Origin of the sequence: Burkholderia sp. MSMB1459WGS (assembly GCF_001534535.1) — a bacterium.
In the GTDB taxonomy this organism is placed as follows: domain Bacteria; phylum Pseudomonadota; class Gammaproteobacteria; order Burkholderiales; family Burkholderiaceae; genus Burkholderia.
In genome coordinates this window covers 348,064-364,584 of the sequence record NZ_LPMU01000023.1, presented here as the reverse complement: position 1 = coordinate 364,584, position 16,521 = coordinate 348,064, and the positions used below count along the sequence as shown (strand labels likewise).

Here is a 16,521-nt window from a genome sequence, read left to right as displayed (position 1 = left end):
GAATTCATGGAAGAGAAACATCACAGCGCCGTCGGCATTCAAGTGGACGAACACGGCATGCACCTGCCGGCGCGCGCGTCGGTGTCGCGACGCGCGCGCATCGTCGCGATCGTGATCGGCGTGCTGCTGGCCGCCGGCGCCGCGCGCACGCTCATCGTCAACGGTCTGAACCGCAACCGGCTCGACGCGGTCGCCGCGCAGAACACGCGCCAGTACGTGAGCGTCGCGCATCCGGTCGACGCGGCCACCGGCGGCAAGCTGACGCTGCCCGGCACGCTGCGCGGCTTCGTCGAGGCGCCGATCTATGCGCGCGCGAGCGGCTACGTGCTGCGCTGGCATGCCGACATCGGCGCGCACGTGAAGCAAGGGCAAACGCTCGCCGAACTCGACACGCCGGAACTGAACCAGGAACTGGCGCAGGCCACCGCGCAACGCCAGCAGGCGCAAGCCGCGCTCGCGCTCGCGAAGACGTCGTTCGACCGCGCGCAGCAGTTGCGCCAGCGCGATGCCGTGTCGCAACAGGAGCTCGACGACCGGCAAGGCGCGTTCAACCAGGGCGCCGCGAACCTCGCCGCGGCCGATGCGAACATGCGCCGCCTCACCGAGCTGAAGGGTTTCCAGCGGATCGTCGCGCCGATCGACGGGATCGTCACGCAGCGCAACGTCGACGTCGGCGATCTCGTCAATTCCGGCAACGCGGGCCGCTCGCTGTTTTCGGTCGTGCAGGCCGACCGGCTGCGGCTGTACGTACAGGTGCCGCAGGCGTATGCGCAGCAGGTGAAGGTCGGCCAGCACGTGAGCGTCGCGCAGGCCGAGCTGCCTGGGCGAACGTTCGACGGCACGATCACGCGCACGTCCGAGGCGATCGACGTCGCGACGCGTTCGCTGCAGATCGAGATCACGCTGCCGAACCCGGACGGGCGGCTGCTGCCCGGCGCGTACGTGCAGGCGACGCTGCCGATGACGCCGGTCGGCCGCCTGCAGGTGCCGGCCAATACGCTGCTGTTCCGCGCCGAAGGCCCGACGGTCGCGACCGTCGATGCGAACGGCCATGTGCATCTGAAAGCCGTGACCATCGCGCGCACGATCGGGCAGACGCTCGAAGTCGATGGCCCGCTGACGCCGAGCGACCGCCTCGTCGAAAACCCGAGCGACGCGCTCGCGAACGGCGACACGGTCGTCGTGCAGGCGGCGCCGGCCGCGAAGCCGGCATCCGCGGTTGCCGGAGCGAAGTCGTGAGCGCGATGCGCGCGCGCCTGTGCCCGGCCGCGATCCGCGCCGTCGCGATCATCGCGGCGGCCGCCCTCGCCGGCTGCACGGTCGGCCCGGATTACCGGCGCCCGGCCGTCGACACGCCGGCCGCGTGGCGACTCGACCCGGCCGACGCGTACTGGCACCCGGCCGCACCGGCCCGCGCGCCGCTCGATCCGGCCTGGTGGACCGCGTTCGGCGACGCGCAGCTCGACGCGCTGGAAACCGATGCGCTGCGCAACAACCAGAACCTGAAGGCGGTGGCCGCGCGCTACGACCAGGCGAAGGCGACGCTCGCATCGGTCGCGTCCGCGCAATATCCGGCCGTCGGCCTGAACGCGAGCGGCCAGCGCTTCAAGATCTCCGCCGACCGGCCGCAGACCAACTACGCGACGAAGAGCATGTCGACCGTGCAGAACGAGATCCAGGTCGGCGCGGCGGTCAGCTACGAACTCGACCTGTTCGGCCGCGTGCGACGCGGCGTCGAAGCCGCGCAGGCCAGCTCCGAGCAGGCGCGCGACGATTTCGCGAACGCGCGTCTCGTGCTGAGTGCCGATCTCGCGTCGAGCTATTTCGCGCTGCGCGAACTCGACACCGAGATCGACGTCGTCAAGCGCTCGATCGAGTTGCAGCAGAAGGCGCTCGACTACGTGAGCGCGCGCCACGACCTCGGCGCGGTGTCGGGCCTCGATCTGTTGCAGCAGCGCGCGCAGCTCGACGCGACGCGCACGCAGGCACAGCTGCTGATCCAGCAGCGCGCGCAGGTCGAAACCGCGATCGCGACGCTGGTCGGCACGCCGGCCCCCGCCTTCTCGCTGCCGCCGCGCGTGGTGCCGATCAACGCGCCCGCGCTGCCGACCGGCATGCCGAGCGACCTGCTGCAGCGGCGCCCCGACGTCGCGTCGGCCGAGCGCGCGATGGCCGCCGCGAACGCGCGGATCGGCGTCGCGCGCGCCGCGTATTTCCCGCGCATCGCGCTGTCGCCGGACATCGGCTGGGACGCGACGCGCTTCGCGGGCCTGTTCACCGTGCCGGCGCTGCTGTGGTCGGTCGGCGGGTCGCTCAGCCAGCCGCTGTTCGAAGGCGGCAAGCTGAAGGCCGGCGTCGATTTCGCGCAGGCCGGCTACGTGGCCGCGCAGGCCAGCTACCGGCAGACCGTGCTCACCGCGTTCCAGGAGGTGCAAAATGCGGTGACCGGCCTGTCGGTGCTGGCGCAGGCGGCGCAGCAGGCATCCGCGGCCGTCGACGACGCGCGCAAGCTCGTCTCGCTCGCGCAGGACCGTTACGCGGGCGGCCTGACGCCGTTCATCGACGTGCTGACGGCCCAGCAGCAATTGCTGACGAGCGAGCGCCAGGCCGTGCAGATCCAGGGCCAGCGCGCGGCGCTCGTCGTGTTTCTCGCGAAGGCGCTCGGCGGCGGCTGGGACGGCGGTGCGGCGAACGACCCCGCACCGTCCGACGTCGCGTCGGCGGCCCCGCAGCGCAGCGCGGGCGTCGGCCCTTGACCCGCCCTTAACCCGGTTACGCGGACAACGAACATGAAAGTACTGATCGTCGAAGACGAACCGAAAGTCGTCGAATACCTGAAGAGCGGCCTGACCGAGGAAGGCTGGGTCGTCGATACCGCGCTCGACGGCGAGGACGGCGCGTGGAAGGCCGTCGAATTCGATTACGACGTGGTCGTGCTCGACGTGATGCTGCCGAAGCTCGACGGCTTCGGCGTACTGCGTGCGTTGCGCGCGCAGAAGCAGACGCCCGTGATCATGCTGACCGCGCGCGATCGCGTCGACGACCGCGTGCGGGGCTTGCGCGGCGGCGCCGACGACTACCTGACCAAGCCCTTCTCGTTTCTCGAACTGATCGAACGGCTGCGTGCGCTGACGCGCCGCGCGCGCGTGCAGGAATCGACGCTGATCTCGATCGGCGACCTGCGCGTCGACCTGATCGGCCGCCGCGCGACCCGCGACGGCGCGCGGCTCGATCTGACCGCTCAGGAATTCCAGTTGCTCGGCGTGCTCGCGCGGCGCAGCGGCGAGGTGCTGTCGAAAACGACCATCGCCGAACTCGTGTGGGACGTGAACTTCGACAGCAACGCGAACGTCGTCGAGACGGCGATCAAGCGCCTGCGCGCGAAACTCGACGGCCCGTTCGCGGACAAGCTGCTGCACACGATCCGCGGCATGGGCTACGTACTCGAGGCGCGCGAGGAAGGCGACACGGAGAAGCACGCATGAAACGCTCGATCGCCCTGCGCCTGTCGGCGATGTTCGGCATCGTGTCGCTACTCGTGTTCACGCTGGTCGGCTGCGGGCTGTTCGTGATGATGGAGCGCCAACTGCTCGCCGAGCTGCGCGCGACGATCGACACGCGCGCGAAGGTCGCGCAGATGATCGTGTCGCACGCGACCACGGCCGCGCGCGGCCGCCTGATGCAGGAAAAGCTCGCCGACCTCGAACCGCCCGACGGATCGACACGCTATCAGGTCGACAGCCCCGATGCCGATTTCCGCTTCGGCCATCCGGTCGACGGCGTGCCCGACGGCAAACCGTTCGGCGCGTTCCAACAGTACGCCCTCAACAACAGCAGCTACAACGTGATGACGAAGACCGTCGCGATCGCGGGCAGCGGCGAGCGTCCGGACGTGAAGCTGATCGTCGCGTCGTCGTGCGAGCGCACCCAGCGGATGCTGCGCCGTTTCGTGTGGACGCTGGCCGCGCTGATCGCGACGGCCACCGTCATCACGCTGATGCTGAGCCGCGCGGTCGCGCGCTTCGGGCTCGCGCCGCTCGACCGGCTGTCGCAGGACGCCGCAAGCGTGAGCGCGACGAACCGCCGCCAGCGGCTGCACACCGACGCGCTGCCGACCGAGCTGCGCGATCTCGCGACGTCGTTCAACGGCGCGCTCGAACGCATCCAGCAAACCTACGCGCGGCTCGAAGCGTTCAACGCGGACGTCGCGCACGAGCTGCGCACGCCGATCAGCATCCTGATCGGCCAGACCCAGGTCGCGCTGACGAGCCGCGACCGCTCGGTCGAGCGGATGCGCCAGACGCTGCAGTCGAACCTCGAGGAATTCGAGCGGCTGCGCGTGATCATCAACGACATGCTGTTCCTGTCGCGCAGCGACCGCGGCGAACGCGCGACCGACCTGAAGGACGTGTCGCTCGCCGACGAGGTGCGGCGCATGCTCGACTTCCTCGAAATCCCGCTCGACGAGGCGCAATTGCGCGCCGAACTGCACGGCGACGCGCGCGCGGCCGTCGATCCGTCGCTGTTCCGCCGCGCGATGACGAACCTGCTGATCAACGCGATCCAGCATTCGGCGCCCGGCGCGACGCTGAACGTGACGATCGCGCGCCGCGACACGCTCGTCGAGATGGCCGTGTCGAACCCCGGCGAGCCGATCGACCCGGTGCGGCGCTCGCACGTGTTCGAGCGCTTCTACCGGCTCGAGGAAGCGCGCGCGAACAGCAAGGAAAACCACGGGCTCGGGCTGTCGATCGTCAAGGCCGTGGCCGAGATGCACGGCGGCAGCGTGTTCGTCTCGTGCTCGGGCGGCGTCAACACGTTCGGCTTCTCGGTGTCGACGCAACCCTGGTCGGGCGGGCCGCTGCGTCCGGCCGACGCCGTCGGCCCGACCGGTTCCACCGGTCCCGCCGATTCGGCCGATTCGGCCGATTCGGCCGATCCGCACGGCCCGCGGCCGGCGCACGCGCCGCGCGCGTTGCACTGACGGCGGCCGCGCGCCGCCGAGGGCAGTTTTCTTCAATACTGGCCGACGCGGCGCCCGTAGTCTCGATGCGACTTTCGACATTTCGCATGGAGACACCTGATGAGCATCCTGGTTTCGATGGCCGCGTTCGCGCTCGCCTCGTCGATCACCCCCGGTCCCGTCAACATCGTCGCGCTCAGCGCGGGCGCACGCCACGGCCTCGGCGCGAGCCTGCGCTACGCGGCCGGCGCGACGCTCGGCTTCGTCGCGCTGTTCCTGCTGATCGGCCTCGGCCTGCACGCGGCGCTCGCGCGCTGGCCGATGCTCACGACGGCCACGCAGTGGTCGGGGATCGCGTTCCTGCTGTACATGGCGCTGCGGCTCGCGCTCGACGACGGCCGGCTGTCGGCCGATCCGGACGTGGCCGGCCCGTCGGCCGCGGCAGGCGCGGCGATGCAGTGGCTCAATCCGAAGGCATGGCTCGCGTGCGTGGCCGCGATGGGTGCGTATGCGGCCGACGGCGATCGCGCGCAGATCTGGCAATTCGCCGCGCTGTATCTGGTGATCTGCTTCGCATCGATCGCATGCTGGGGCTATGCGGGCGCGTCGCTGCGGCACCGGCTCGCGAACGCGCGACGCATGCGTATGTTCAACCGGCTGATGGCGCTGCTGCTCGCGGGCAGTGCGCTGTTTCTGCTCGACGTGTAGCTGGCCGCGGCGGCATTCAGCGCATGGCGCCGCGGTACTGCCCGGGCGTCGCGGCCGCGATCCGCCGGAATGCGCGCTGGAAATGCGCCTGGTCCGCAAAGCCGGCGTCGAGCGCGACTTCGGCGATCGGCCGGCCGCGGCGCAGTTCGGTGCGGCCGTACTGCACGCGTCGGTCAATCAGGAACGCGTGCGGCGTCATCCCGTAACGCGCATTGAACGCGCGGATCAGGTAAGACGGCGACAGGTCGGCCGCCGCGCAGATCGCATCGAGCGTGACGGCCTCGCGGCAATGGCCGGCGATGTAGTCGGCCGCGCGCGCGAGCTTCGCGTTGTCGTCGCCCGGCCGCGGATCGGGCGGTTCGCGATCGAGCGCGCCGTGCAGCGCCGTGAAGAATTCGACCGCCGCACTCTCCTTGCCGAGCGCGTCGATGCCGGGCGACACGAGCGTGCGGTAGAAGCCGCCAAATTGCGCGAACAGATCGCCGCGCTCAGTCAACTTCGGCGAAAAACCCTGAAAATCGCGATTCGGATTGCGACCCAGCGAGTGCTGCAGCCGCGCGAGCCACGGCACGTCGACATAGACCATCCGGTACGCCCACGCGTCGGGGCCGTACGGGTTGCATGCGTGCACCTGCTCGGGATCGATGATCACGAGCACGCCGCGCCCGACGTGTGCGTGCGTCGCGCCGTTCACGTACGTGCTCGTGCCGCCGACGATCGCGCCCACCGAAAACGTGTCGTGCGTGTGCTTCGCGTAGCAGATCGCGCGCCCGTCGTCGACGGTGCGCGCCTCGATGAACGGCAGCGCGGTATCGCGCCAGAACGGCGACGGTACGGCGGATCGGTTGGCAATGCGGCTCACGCGGCGGGTTCCCGGGTCGGACGACGAACGCTCACCGTACAAGACTGTGCAGCGCCGCGCAACCGCCCCGTCGGCTTCGACGTTCGGCGCGATTGCACGCGCGAAAACGATCGTGGGCGCCATCCTGCCCCGCCGAAGCTTCGACACAAGATGCGGAGCATGTCGCGCTTACGCGGTAACGGCCTCCGCCCCCGCTTGCAGGCATGCCGCCTGCTCGGGCGCTCGAGCCGAGAGGATCGGCTTCGCATCGACGCCGCGGACACGCTCGCGAGATGGCCGATCGACCGGAATTTGCCTAAGCTTTGAATTCCGTCCGCCGCGGCACGCGCGGCGGTTCCCGTTCACTCTTCCCCATCACGCTCATGCAGATCGATCTGAAAGGCAAGACCGCGGTCGTCACCGCCTCCACCGCCGGCATCGGATTCGCGATCGCCGAAGGGCTCGCGCGCGCCGGCGCGCACGTCGTCGTCAACGGCCGCAGCGATGCGTCGGTGCAGTCCGCGCTCGAGCAACTGCGCGACGCCGTGCCCGGCGCAAGCTTCGACGGCGTCGCCGCCGACCTGTCCGACGCGGCCGGCGTCGCGCGCGTCACACAGCACACGCCGGATGCCGACATTCTCGTCAACAATGCGGGCATCTACGGCCTGAAGGCGTTCTTCGACATCGACGACGCCGAATGGGAGCATTATTTCCAGATCAACGTGATGTCCGGCGTGCGGCTCGCGCGGCATTACCTGAAAGGAATGATCGAACGCAATGCCGGGCGCATCGTGTTCATTTCGTCGGAATCGGGCCTGAACATCCCCGTCGACATGATTCATTACGGGTTCACGAAAACCGCGCAGTTGTCGATCGCTCGCGGCCTCGCGAAGCTCGCGGCCGGGACCCGCGTGACCGTCAATTCGGTGCTGCCGGGGCCGACGATGTCGGAAGGCGTGCGCACGATGCTGAAGGCGCAGGCCGACGAAACGGGCCGCAGCATCGACGACGTTGCAGTGGAATTCGTGCGCAGCGAGCGCGCGAGTTCGATCATCCAGCGGCCGGCGACGACGGAGGAAGTCGCGAACCTGGTCGTGTACGTCTGCTCGCCGCAGGCCTCGGCGACAACCGGCGCGGCGTTGCGTGTCGACGGCGGCGTGGTCGACACGATAGCCTGACGGCAGCATCATGCGCTCGCCCTCGCGCGGCGCGCGGCCGCCGCACTATCGCGACGCGCTCTTGCCCGCCTGCAGCGCGCCCTTGCGATCGGCATCCATGCAGGTATCGAAGCCGTACTGCGTGACGACACCGGCTTTGTCGAACACGACGAAGTACGGCCGGTGATCGTTGCCGTGCTCGATGAAGTAGTTGTAGCAGACGCCGCTGCCGTTACGGACCATCCAGACGCTGCGCGGGTTGCCGGCGGCGCGGACGACGTCGGCGCGCGTCGCGCCGTGCCGCGCAGCGGCCCGTGCAAGCGGCGTGCGCGAATACGAGAACGGCAACCACGAGTCGAACCACGCACAGCCATGCAACATCAGGCAGCCGGCGGCCAGGGACAGCGTCGCTGCGGGACGGGACATCGAAATCAATCGCATGCTCGGGAAATCTGCTGCGCCATACCGGCGTGATCGAAAGCCCCATGCTACTCGACCTTTGGGTCCGGATCGAAAAGAAATGTAGAGATCTTTATCCGAATCCCTGCGCTTGCGCGCCTGCGCGACGGCCGGATCGTCATCGATCGTCGCAGACGATGCACGCGTGCGCGCATCCGCCCTGCTGCACCGGCGCAGCGGCCCCGTGCAACGGCATGCGCGCTCAAGCGATCCATTCGGCCCACAGCATCGTCAGCACCGTCATCAGCGCAGGCCCGACGAACAGCCCGATCAGGCCGAACGTCTCGGCGCCGCCGAGGATGCCGAACAGCACGAGCAGGAACGGTAGCCGCGTCGAACCGCCGATCAGCACCGGCCGCACGAAATGCTCGGCGACGAACACGACGACGAACCCGAGCGCCGCCACCACGACGGCCCACATGGTTGCCCCCTGCACGAACAGCCAGAGCGCCGCGCCGCAGAACACGACCGGCGCGCAGAACGGCAGCATCGCGGCGATCGCCGTGACGAGCCCGAGCAGCGCCGCGTGCGGCACGCCGGCGAGCGCATAGGCGACGCCGAGCAACGCGCCCTCGCCGAGCCCGACGACGACGAGCCCGGTCACCGTGCCGTACACGGCCGCAACCATGCGTTCGATCAGTTCCGCGCCGTTGCGCCCGAACGCGCGCCGCGCGCCCTGCAGCAGCGCGCCCGACAGCTTGTGGCCGGCGCGCAGGATCACGAACAGCGTGACGAGCATGAAACCGAATTCGAGCAGCACATGCGCGAGCTTCGTGCCGAATTGCCGGCCGAACGCGATGAATTTCTCGCCGTTGACGCCGTGCATCGCGGTGGCCGCATGCAGCGGATGGCCGAGATTGGCCTGCCACCATTCGGTGATCTGCGCGGCGCCGTACGGCAACCGGCCGACCACGTCAGGCAGCGGAATGCCGTTGTCCTGGATCGTGCGCAGCCACTCGCGCAGGTCGTGCGCCTGCGCGATCGCCTGGGTCGTCGCGACGGCCACCGGCAGCACGACGAGCAGCGAAATCGCCGCCGTGATGACGGTCGCGATCAACGTCGGCCGATCGCGGAACAGCCGATGCGATTCGAAGCGTTTCAGCAGCGGCCACATCGCGATGGCGATCACGCAGGCCCATGCGATGGCGGGAATGAAGTCGCGGATCACCCACAGCGCGAGCACCAGCAGCGCCGCATACAGCGCGACGCGGGCGATCTGCTGGGCGCGCGGCCGCGCGGCGGAATCGTGAGACGACGGGACATGTGCGCCCATGGCACCTCTGTCGAAATGAAAAAATGGCGGCTCGCCCAGGCAACCGGCCTGGACGAACCGCCATTCTATCCATCGGCGCCGGATCGGCGGCCCGCGCGATGCGCGGGCCACCCGGCGCTACGTCGACGCGCCCCGCTCAGGCTGCCTTGTCGGCGATCCGGTAGCGCTCGAGCCAGTGCGCGTACGGCGCGGGCAGCGTCCACGACGGACGCTCGACGCTGAGCTGCTTGGCCGCGTAGTACGGCCAATGCGGGTCGGCCAGGTGCGCACGGCCGACCATCACGAGATCGAGCTGCGCTTGCTCGATCACGCGGTTCGCCAGTTGCGGCGTGTCGATTCCCCACGCGGACGATACCGGCAGCCCAGCCTCGCGGCGCACGCGCTCGGCGATCGGTGCGAGAAACGCCGGGCCCCATGGAATCTGCGCGGCAGGCGTCGAGAAGCCGATCGACACGCTCAGCATGTCGAGCCCTTCCCGCTTCATCCGCTGCGTGAGCGCGATCGACTCGGCAAGCGTCTCTTCGTCGCGGCCGTCGTATTCGATCACGCCCAGGCGTGCGGTCAGCGGCAGATGCTCGGGCCAGACCTTGCGAACCGCCGCAAGCGTGTCGACGAGAAAGCGGCCGCGGTTTTCGGCCGAACCGCCGTATTCGTCGGTGCGCTGGTTCGAATGCACGGAGAAGAAGCTCTGGCCGAGATAGCCGTGCGCGAAGTGCAACTCGAGCCATTCGAAACCGAGGTCGCGCGCACGCTGTGCCGCGGCGACGAAGTCGGCCTGCACGCGGGCGATGTCGTCGTGCGTCATTTCGCGCGGCACCTTCGGCAGGTGCGCACCGAACGGCACCGCCGACGGCGCGATGGTCTGCCAGCCGCGCGGATCGCCGTCGGCGATATGGTCGTCGCCTTCCCACGGGCGGTTCGCGCTCGCCTTGCGTCCCGCATGCGCGATCTGGATGCCGGGCACCGCGCCGGCCGCCTTGATCGCCGCGACCGACGGTGCGAACGCGTCGGCCTGCGCGTCGTTCCACAACCCTGCGCAGCCCGGCGTGATGCGCCCTTCCGGCGACACGGCCGTCGCCTCCGCGATCACGAGGCCCGCGCCGCCGCGCGCGATGCCGGCCAGATGCACGTGATGCCAGTCGTTGACGACGCCGTCCTCGGCGACGTACTGGCACATCGGCGGCACCGCGATGCGGTTGCGCAGCGTGACATCCTTGAGTTTGAACGGTTCGAACAGGGCAGACATCCACGACTCCTTTGCTTGGTTCTACGAAAACGGCTGGGAATGCGCGGTGCGGGGCGCACGGCGCGACGATACGGGCCGTCGGCGGGCCGGCTGCGCCCGACGACGGCAAGGAAGCGGCGCCGGCCCGGCCGGCGCCATGCGGTTAGCGGTGGCCGAGCTTCGCGAGCAGCGCCTCGGCTGCGGGCGCCGACGACGCGGGGTTCTGCCCGGTGATCAGCAGCCCGTCGGTGACGACATGCGGCGCCCAGTCGGCGCTGCGCTCGAATTCCGCGCCGTTGGTCTTCAGCATGTCCTCGACGAGGAACGGCACGACTTCGGTCAGCTCGACGGCCGCTTCCTCGCTGTTGGTGAAACCCGTCGCGCGCTTGCCGCGCACGACCGACTCGCCGGTCTGCGGGTTCTTCACGTGGCGCAGGACGCCCGGCGCGTGGCAGACCGCCGCGACCGGCTTGCCGGCCGCGAGCATGCGCTCGATCAGGCCGATCGAATGCAGATCCTCGGCGAGATCCCACAGCGGGCCGTGACCGCCCGGGTAGAACACGGCGTCGTAGTCGTCCGCCGACACCTCGGCCAGCTTGCGCGTCGACGCGAGTTCGGCCTTGGCCGCCGCATCGGCGTCGAAGCGGCGCGTCGCGTCGGTCTGGGCGGCCGGATCGCTGCTCTTCGGGTCGAGCGGGGGCTGGCCGCCCTTCGGCGACGCCAGCGTCAGCTCGATGCCCGCATCCTTGAACGTGTAGTACGGCGCGGCCAGTTCCTCGAGCCAGAAGCCGGTTTTCTTGCCGGTGTCGCCAAGCGCGTCGTGCGAGGTCAGGACAACCAGAATCTTCATGATCGGACACTCCTTCGAAAATGAACGGGGAAAGGGGCCGCACGTCGGCACGGCACGCCTGTCGGTTAGTCAGCCAGCAAGCGGCAACGTGCGATCCATTCATCCGCATGCGATACACGCCTATTAGACCAGTCGTCTAGAAGCGGCCGAAATAAAACGACGGCGTCCCGCTGCATGAACCTGCCAGGAACGTCGCCGCATTCACGAGGACGGATGATATCCCCGGATTAGACCGGTCGTCTAGAAGAACGCGTATTCGCCCCTGCCATCGTCATGGCTTTTGCAACGGGGCGCGCCGTTCGGCATCGCCATCGCCGCCCGCCGCCCTGCTGCAGCGCCGGCCACCGCCGGCTACTCGCGCAACGGACCGTCCGTATCGCCCGCTTCGATTGCCGGCGCTTCGAGCCGCTGATCGCACACGCCGTCGTCCAGCAGCCGCAGCATCAGTTCCGCCAGCGTGCGCCCCGATGCATGCCCGGTCGGCTGCACGACCGCCGTGACGCGATACGGATGCGCGATATCCGACGGCACGCCGTCATAGACGATCAGCGACATGTCCGCGCCCAGACGCAACCCGCTGTCGACGAGCGCGCGAAACGCGCCGCCGCCCGCGATGTTGTTGTCGACCAGCAGCGCGGTCGGCGGCTCGGCGTGCGCGAGCAACGCCCGCGCCGCCTGCAGCCCGCCGTCGTGCGTAAACGGACACTCGACGAGCAGCGCCGGCTGCATGTCGATGCCGGCTTCGCGCAATGCCGACAGATAACCGGCGCGCCGCTGCGCGGCGAAATTCAGCGTCAGTGGCGCGCTGATCATCGCGATGCGCCGATGCCCGAAGCCGATCAGCCGGCGCACCGCGTCGCGCGCGCCCGCCTCGTTGTCGAAGTCGAACCACGCATACGGGCCGGCGGCCTGCGTGCGGCCGTACGCGACATACGGAAACGCGCTCGCCCGCAGGTACGCGATACGCGGATCGTCCACCAGCGTGCGCGCGACGATCAACCCGTCGACGAGCTTGCCGTCGACGATGCGCCGATAGGTGTCCAGTTCCGCGTTCGGTCGCGCGGACGCGATGATGAAATCGAGATTGCGCTCGGCGAGCCGCTCGGTGATGCCCGCGACGACTTCGCCGAACCGCGGATCGCCGAGATCGCCGGCGCCGAACGGATAGACGATCCCGATCATGTCCGCCCGGCCGGTCGCCAGCCGGCGCGCGGTCGGATCGGCCACGTAACCCATTTCACGCGCGGCCTTCGCCACGCGCTCGCGCGTCGCCTCGCTGACGTCGTCGTAGCCGTTCAACGCACGGCTGACCGTCGTCCGCGACAGACCGAGCGCATCCGACAGCGCCTTCAGATTCACCTTCACCGTCATTCCTCGCAGTCGCCGATCCGCCCGGCCGCCCGAACACCTGGACGCACCGACCGGGTAATTATTTCCATTTGGTAACGATTACCGTCAAATAAATATCTTTTGCGTTCCAAACCGGTTTGAAATAGCATCCAAACCGGTTTGGACATCGATGCCCACTCAGCCGTTCACTTTCACCTACCCAGGAAACAACGACGAGATGACATACTTTCCCCTTTTCCGCCCGGCCGCGGCCAAACGTTTGCTGCTCGCTGGCGGCGCACTCGCCGCCTTCGCGTCCGTCGCGCACGCGCAGTCCGGCGGCACGGGCACGCCGATGCCCACGCCCCATACGCAGCAGGCCTACGATCCCGAAGGCAATTTCACGATGCGCTGGACGCGGGCGGACATCCGCCAGATCGTCGCGCAATCGCATACCGCCGGCGCCGACAAGAATTCGCTGCCGCAAGCGCTGACGATGCCGGACATCCCGCAGGATTTCCCGCTGATCAATTCGAACGTGTGGGTGTGGGACACGTGGCCGCTGGCCGACCTGCGCGCGAACCAGCTCAGCTACAAGGGCTGGGAGGTGATCTTCTCGCTCACCGCCGATCCGCACGCCGGCTATACGTTCGACGACCGTCACGTCCACGCCCGCATCGGCTTCTTCTATCGCCGCGCCGGCATCCCCGCGTCGCAACGCCCGGCGAACGGCGGCTGGACCTGGGGCGGCCACCTGTTCCCGGACGGCGCGAGCGCCAAGGTGTTCGGCACCGCGCCGATGACCAACAACGCCGAATGGTCGGGCTCCGCGCGCCTCACGCACGGTGACAACGTCAGCCTCTACTACACCGCGACGTCGTTCAACCGCTCGGCCCCCGGCGGCGCCGACATCACGCCGCCGCAAGCGATCATCACGCGCGCCGACGGCCACATCCACGCCGACGACAAGCACGTGTGGTTCACCGGCTTCGACGATCACAAGGCGCTGCTGGAACCGGACGGCAACTACTACCAGACCGGCCAGCAGAACACCTACTTCTCGTTCCGCGATCCGTTCGTGTTCACCGATCCCGCTCATCCGGGCAAGACCTACATGGTGTTCGAAGGCAACACCGGCGGCCCGCGCGGCGCACGCACCTGCACCGAGGCCGATCTCGGCTACGCGCCGAACGATCCGAACCGGGAAGATCTCAACGCGGTGATGAATTCGGGCGCAGTGTATCAAAAGGCCAACGTCGGCCTTGCGGTCGCGACGAATCCGCAGCTGACCCAATGGAAGTTCCTGCCGCCGATCCTGTCGGCGAACTGCGTCGACGACCAGACCGAGCGTCCGCAGATCTATCTGAAGGACGGCAAGTACTACCTGTTCACGATCAGCCACCGCACGACGATGGCGGCCGGCGTCGACGGCCCGGACGGCGTATACGGCTTCGTCGGCAACGGCATCCGCAGCGACTTCCTGCCGCTGAACGGCGGCAGCGGCCTCGTGCTCGGCAACCCGACCGACTTCTCCGCACCGGCCGGCGCACCGTATTCGCAGGACCCGAACCAGAACCCGCGCGAATTCCAGTCGTATTCGCACTACGTGATGCCGGGCGGGCTCGTCGAGTCGTTCATCGATGCGATCGGCCCGCGCCGCGGCGGCACGCTCGCGCCGACGGTGAAGGTCAACATCAACGGCACGTCGACGGCGGTCGACCGCACGTATGGGCGCGGCGGCCTGGGCGGCTACGGCGACATCCCGGCGAACCTGCCGGCGACGGGGGCCGGCCACGACGACGGCCCGGGCACCCGCCCGTAACGGCGGCAATCAGGATAACCAACGATAACGATCGTCTCTGAAGGCACGAGGTTCGGGAGGCGCGTATCGCGCGTGTCGCGTGTGCGCCTCCTCTTTTTATTTCGACTTTTCTTTCGACCATCGCGCATGCCGCCGTTGCAGCCGGCCTGCGCCCTCCTTTCCCGCTTCGCCCGACGAAGCGCCCGGCCCCGCATGAAATCGACGTCTTTCCGCTGTTCCGTCCGCCTCGTCCGGCTGCTGCTCGTCTGCATGGCCTGCACGCAGGCCGCCGCCGCGCCATGCCACACGCCGGCCGAAAACGGCACGCCGCAATGGCGGCCTGCCCTCCACTACACGCCGCAGCGCAACTGGATGAACGACCCGAACGGGCTCGTCTACGAGAACGGCCGCTATCACCTGTTCTATCAGTACAACCCGCTCGGCAACGACTGGGGCAACATGTCGTGGGGCCACGCGATCAGCACCGATCTCGTCCACTGGCGCGAGCAGCCGGTCGCGATGCGCGCGAACGCCACCGAGGAAATCTTCTCCGGCTCGATCGTCGCCGATACCCTGAACACGTCCGGCCTCGGCAAACCGGGCCACACGCCGCTCGTCGCGCTCTATACGAGCGTCTACAAGCCCGGCTCGGGCCACGCACCCGGCATACAGGCCCAGTCGCTCGCGTACAGCCTCGATCGGGGCACGACCTGGCAACCGTATGCGCACAACCCGGTGCTGACGCTCGACCCGGAATCGAAGCAATTTCGCGACCCGAAAGTGTCGTGGTATGCGCCGGGCGGCTACTGGTTGATGACGACGGTCGTCGCCGATGCGCAGGTCGTGAAGCTCTATCGTTCCGACGACCTGATCCACTGGTCGTTCCTGAGCGATTTCACGCTGCCGGACGTGCCGCACGCGGGCGCGCTGTGGGAAATGCCCGATCTCGTCCCGCTGCCGCTCGACGGCGATCCCCGCCGCATCAAGTGGGTGATGATCGTCAACGTGAATCCGTGGTCGATCGCCGGCGGTTCCGGCGCGATGTATTTCGTCGGCGACTTCGACGGCCGCACGTTCGTGCCCGACCGCGTCGCGCCGGGCGGCTCGGATCCCGCGCAATTCCGCTGGGTCGATCACGGCGCCGATTTTTATGCGGCCGGCACGTTCTCCGGCGCGCCCGGCGCCCGACCGGTCGCGATCGCATGGATGAGCAACTGGGATTACGCGGCAAAGGCGCCGACCGCCCCATGGCGCGGCGCGACCACGCTGCCGCGCGAACTGTCGCTGAAGACGATCGACGGCGAGCCGAGACTCGTCGTCGCGCCCGCCGCCGCCTTCGACGCATGGGCCGACGGCCGGCCCGCCGTGCATGAAGGCGACGTCACGGTCGACTCCGCTACCCGGGTGCTGTCGGCCGCCACGCGCGGCGTCGTCCAGCGCATCACGGTGACGATCTCGCCGCAGCGTGCCGCGCGTGCGGGGCTGATCGTCCGGCGCTCGGGCGACGGCTCGATCGGCACCCGGATCGTGTACGACACCGCGAAACGCACGCTGACGCTCGACCGCTCGCAATCCGGCGAAGCGAATTTCGCCGGCACGTTCAGCCGCGAGCACATCGTCGATCTGCCGCTCGAACACGGGCAGTTGCGGCTCGAAATCGTCGTCGATCGCGGGTCGGTCGAGGTCTTCGCGAACGGCGGCCGCGTGGCGCTGACGGACCTGATCTTTCCGCCGCTCGATGCGGATCGCGTGGCCGTGTTTGCCGAGCAAGGCCGCGCGACGTTCGCGGGGTTGACGGTGACGCAACTGGAAACCGGTGACGCCGCGCGCGGCGCGTGTGCATCCCGCTAGCGCATGTGACGGGGGCCGCTCGCCCGGCACCGTATCGGCCGGTTGCGGTCCCGCCCGCGTCGCC

At 68.8% G+C, this 16,521-nt stretch carries 14 protein-coding genes; 8 read left to right on the top strand and 6 right to left on the bottom strand.

Translation table 11 applies throughout. From position 1 onward, the window contains the following. The first annotated feature begins 6 nt into the window (after positions 1-6). From WT97_RS09290 to WT97_RS09270, 5 genes are all read left to right on the top strand, one after another. A complete protein-coding gene (locus WT97_RS09290; protein ID WP_060353283.1) occupies positions 7-1,239 on the top strand; it encodes an efflux RND transporter periplasmic adaptor subunit in 1,233 nt (410 codons plus the stop codon). A 5-nt stretch (positions 1,240-1,244) separates the two neighbouring features. Then, complete coding sequence (locus WT97_RS09285; protein ID WP_060353455.1) at positions 1,245-2,756, top strand: efflux transporter outer membrane subunit; 1,512 nt, start codon at positions 1,245-1,247, stop codon at positions 2,754-2,756. Positions 2,757-2,789: 33 nt separating this feature from the next. Then, complete coding sequence (locus WT97_RS09280) at positions 2,790-3,485, top strand: heavy metal response regulator transcription factor (protein ID WP_034204912.1); 696 nt, start codon at positions 2,790-2,792, stop codon at positions 3,483-3,485. Beyond that, complete coding sequence (locus tag WT97_RS09275) at positions 3,482-4,984, top strand: heavy metal sensor histidine kinase (protein WP_060036156.1); 1,503 nt, start codon at positions 3,482-3,484, stop codon at positions 4,982-4,984. The genes WT97_RS09280 and WT97_RS09275 overlap by 4 nt, the downstream gene beginning before the upstream one ends. A gap of 99 nt (positions 4,985-5,083) precedes the next feature. After that, entirely contained in the window at positions 5,084-5,671 is a 588-nt protein-coding gene (locus tag WT97_RS09270; protein WP_059789433.1) for a LysE family translocator, read from the top strand. 16 nt (positions 5,672-5,687) lie between these two features. Here WT97_RS09270 and WT97_RS09265 read toward each other — a convergent pair whose 3' ends face one another. Next, the gene (locus tag WT97_RS09265; protein ID WP_060353454.1) at positions 5,688-6,533 is read right to left on the bottom strand and encodes an AraC family transcriptional regulator; all 846 of its coding nucleotides are present in this window, start codon (positions 6,531-6,533) and stop codon (positions 5,688-5,690) included. 362 nt (positions 6,534-6,895) lie between these two features. Here WT97_RS09265 and WT97_RS09260 point away from each other — a divergent pair, with 362 nt between their 5' ends. Beyond that, complete coding sequence (locus tag WT97_RS09260; RefSeq protein WP_060036157.1) at positions 6,896-7,690, top strand: SDR family NAD(P)-dependent oxidoreductase; 795 nt, start codon at positions 6,896-6,898, stop codon at positions 7,688-7,690. 45 nt (positions 7,691-7,735) lie between these two features. Here WT97_RS09260 and WT97_RS09255 read toward each other — a convergent pair whose 3' ends face one another. From WT97_RS09255 to WT97_RS09235, 5 genes are all read right to left on the bottom strand, one after another. Continuing rightward, a complete protein-coding gene (locus tag WT97_RS09255) occupies positions 7,736-8,110 on the bottom strand; it encodes a hypothetical protein (RefSeq protein WP_060036158.1) in 375 nt (124 codons plus the stop codon). A gap of 220 nt (positions 8,111-8,330) precedes the next feature. Next, positions 8,331-9,401: an AI-2E family transporter gene (locus WT97_RS09250; RefSeq protein WP_060353282.1), complete on the bottom strand. Its 1,071-nt coding sequence runs from the start codon at positions 9,399-9,401 to the stop codon at positions 8,331-8,333. A gap of 136 nt (positions 9,402-9,537) precedes the next feature. Then, entirely contained in the window at positions 9,538-10,647 is a 1,110-nt protein-coding gene (locus WT97_RS09245) for an NADH:flavin oxidoreductase/NADH oxidase (RefSeq protein WP_060353281.1), read from the bottom strand. Positions 10,648-10,789: 142 nt separating this feature from the next. Further along, positions 10,790-11,476, bottom strand: coding sequence for a type 1 glutamine amidotransferase domain-containing protein (locus tag WT97_RS09240; RefSeq protein ID WP_059505107.1), 687 nt, complete (start codon positions 11,474-11,476; stop codon positions 10,790-10,792). Between the two features lie 351 nt (positions 11,477-11,827). Next, on the bottom strand, positions 11,828-12,847 hold the full coding sequence (locus WT97_RS09235) for a substrate-binding domain-containing protein (RefSeq protein WP_060353280.1): 1,020 nt from the start codon (positions 12,845-12,847) through the stop codon (positions 11,828-11,830). A gap of 196 nt (positions 12,848-13,043) precedes the next feature. On the opposite strand from WT97_RS09235, the gene WT97_RS09230 reads away from it, so the two are divergent. Together WT97_RS09230 and WT97_RS09225 are read left to right on the top strand one after the other, a co-directional pair. Continuing rightward, the gene (locus WT97_RS09230) at positions 13,044-14,627 is read left to right on the top strand and encodes a glycoside hydrolase family 68 protein (RefSeq protein WP_060036160.1); all 1,584 of its coding nucleotides are present in this window, start codon (positions 13,044-13,046) and stop codon (positions 14,625-14,627) included. A gap of 192 nt (positions 14,628-14,819) precedes the next feature. Beyond that, the gene (locus WT97_RS09225; RefSeq protein WP_060036161.1) at positions 14,820-16,457 is read left to right on the top strand and encodes a glycoside hydrolase family 32 protein; all 1,638 of its coding nucleotides are present in this window, start codon (positions 14,820-14,822) and stop codon (positions 16,455-16,457) included. Positions 16,458-16,521: the final 64 nt, after the last annotated feature.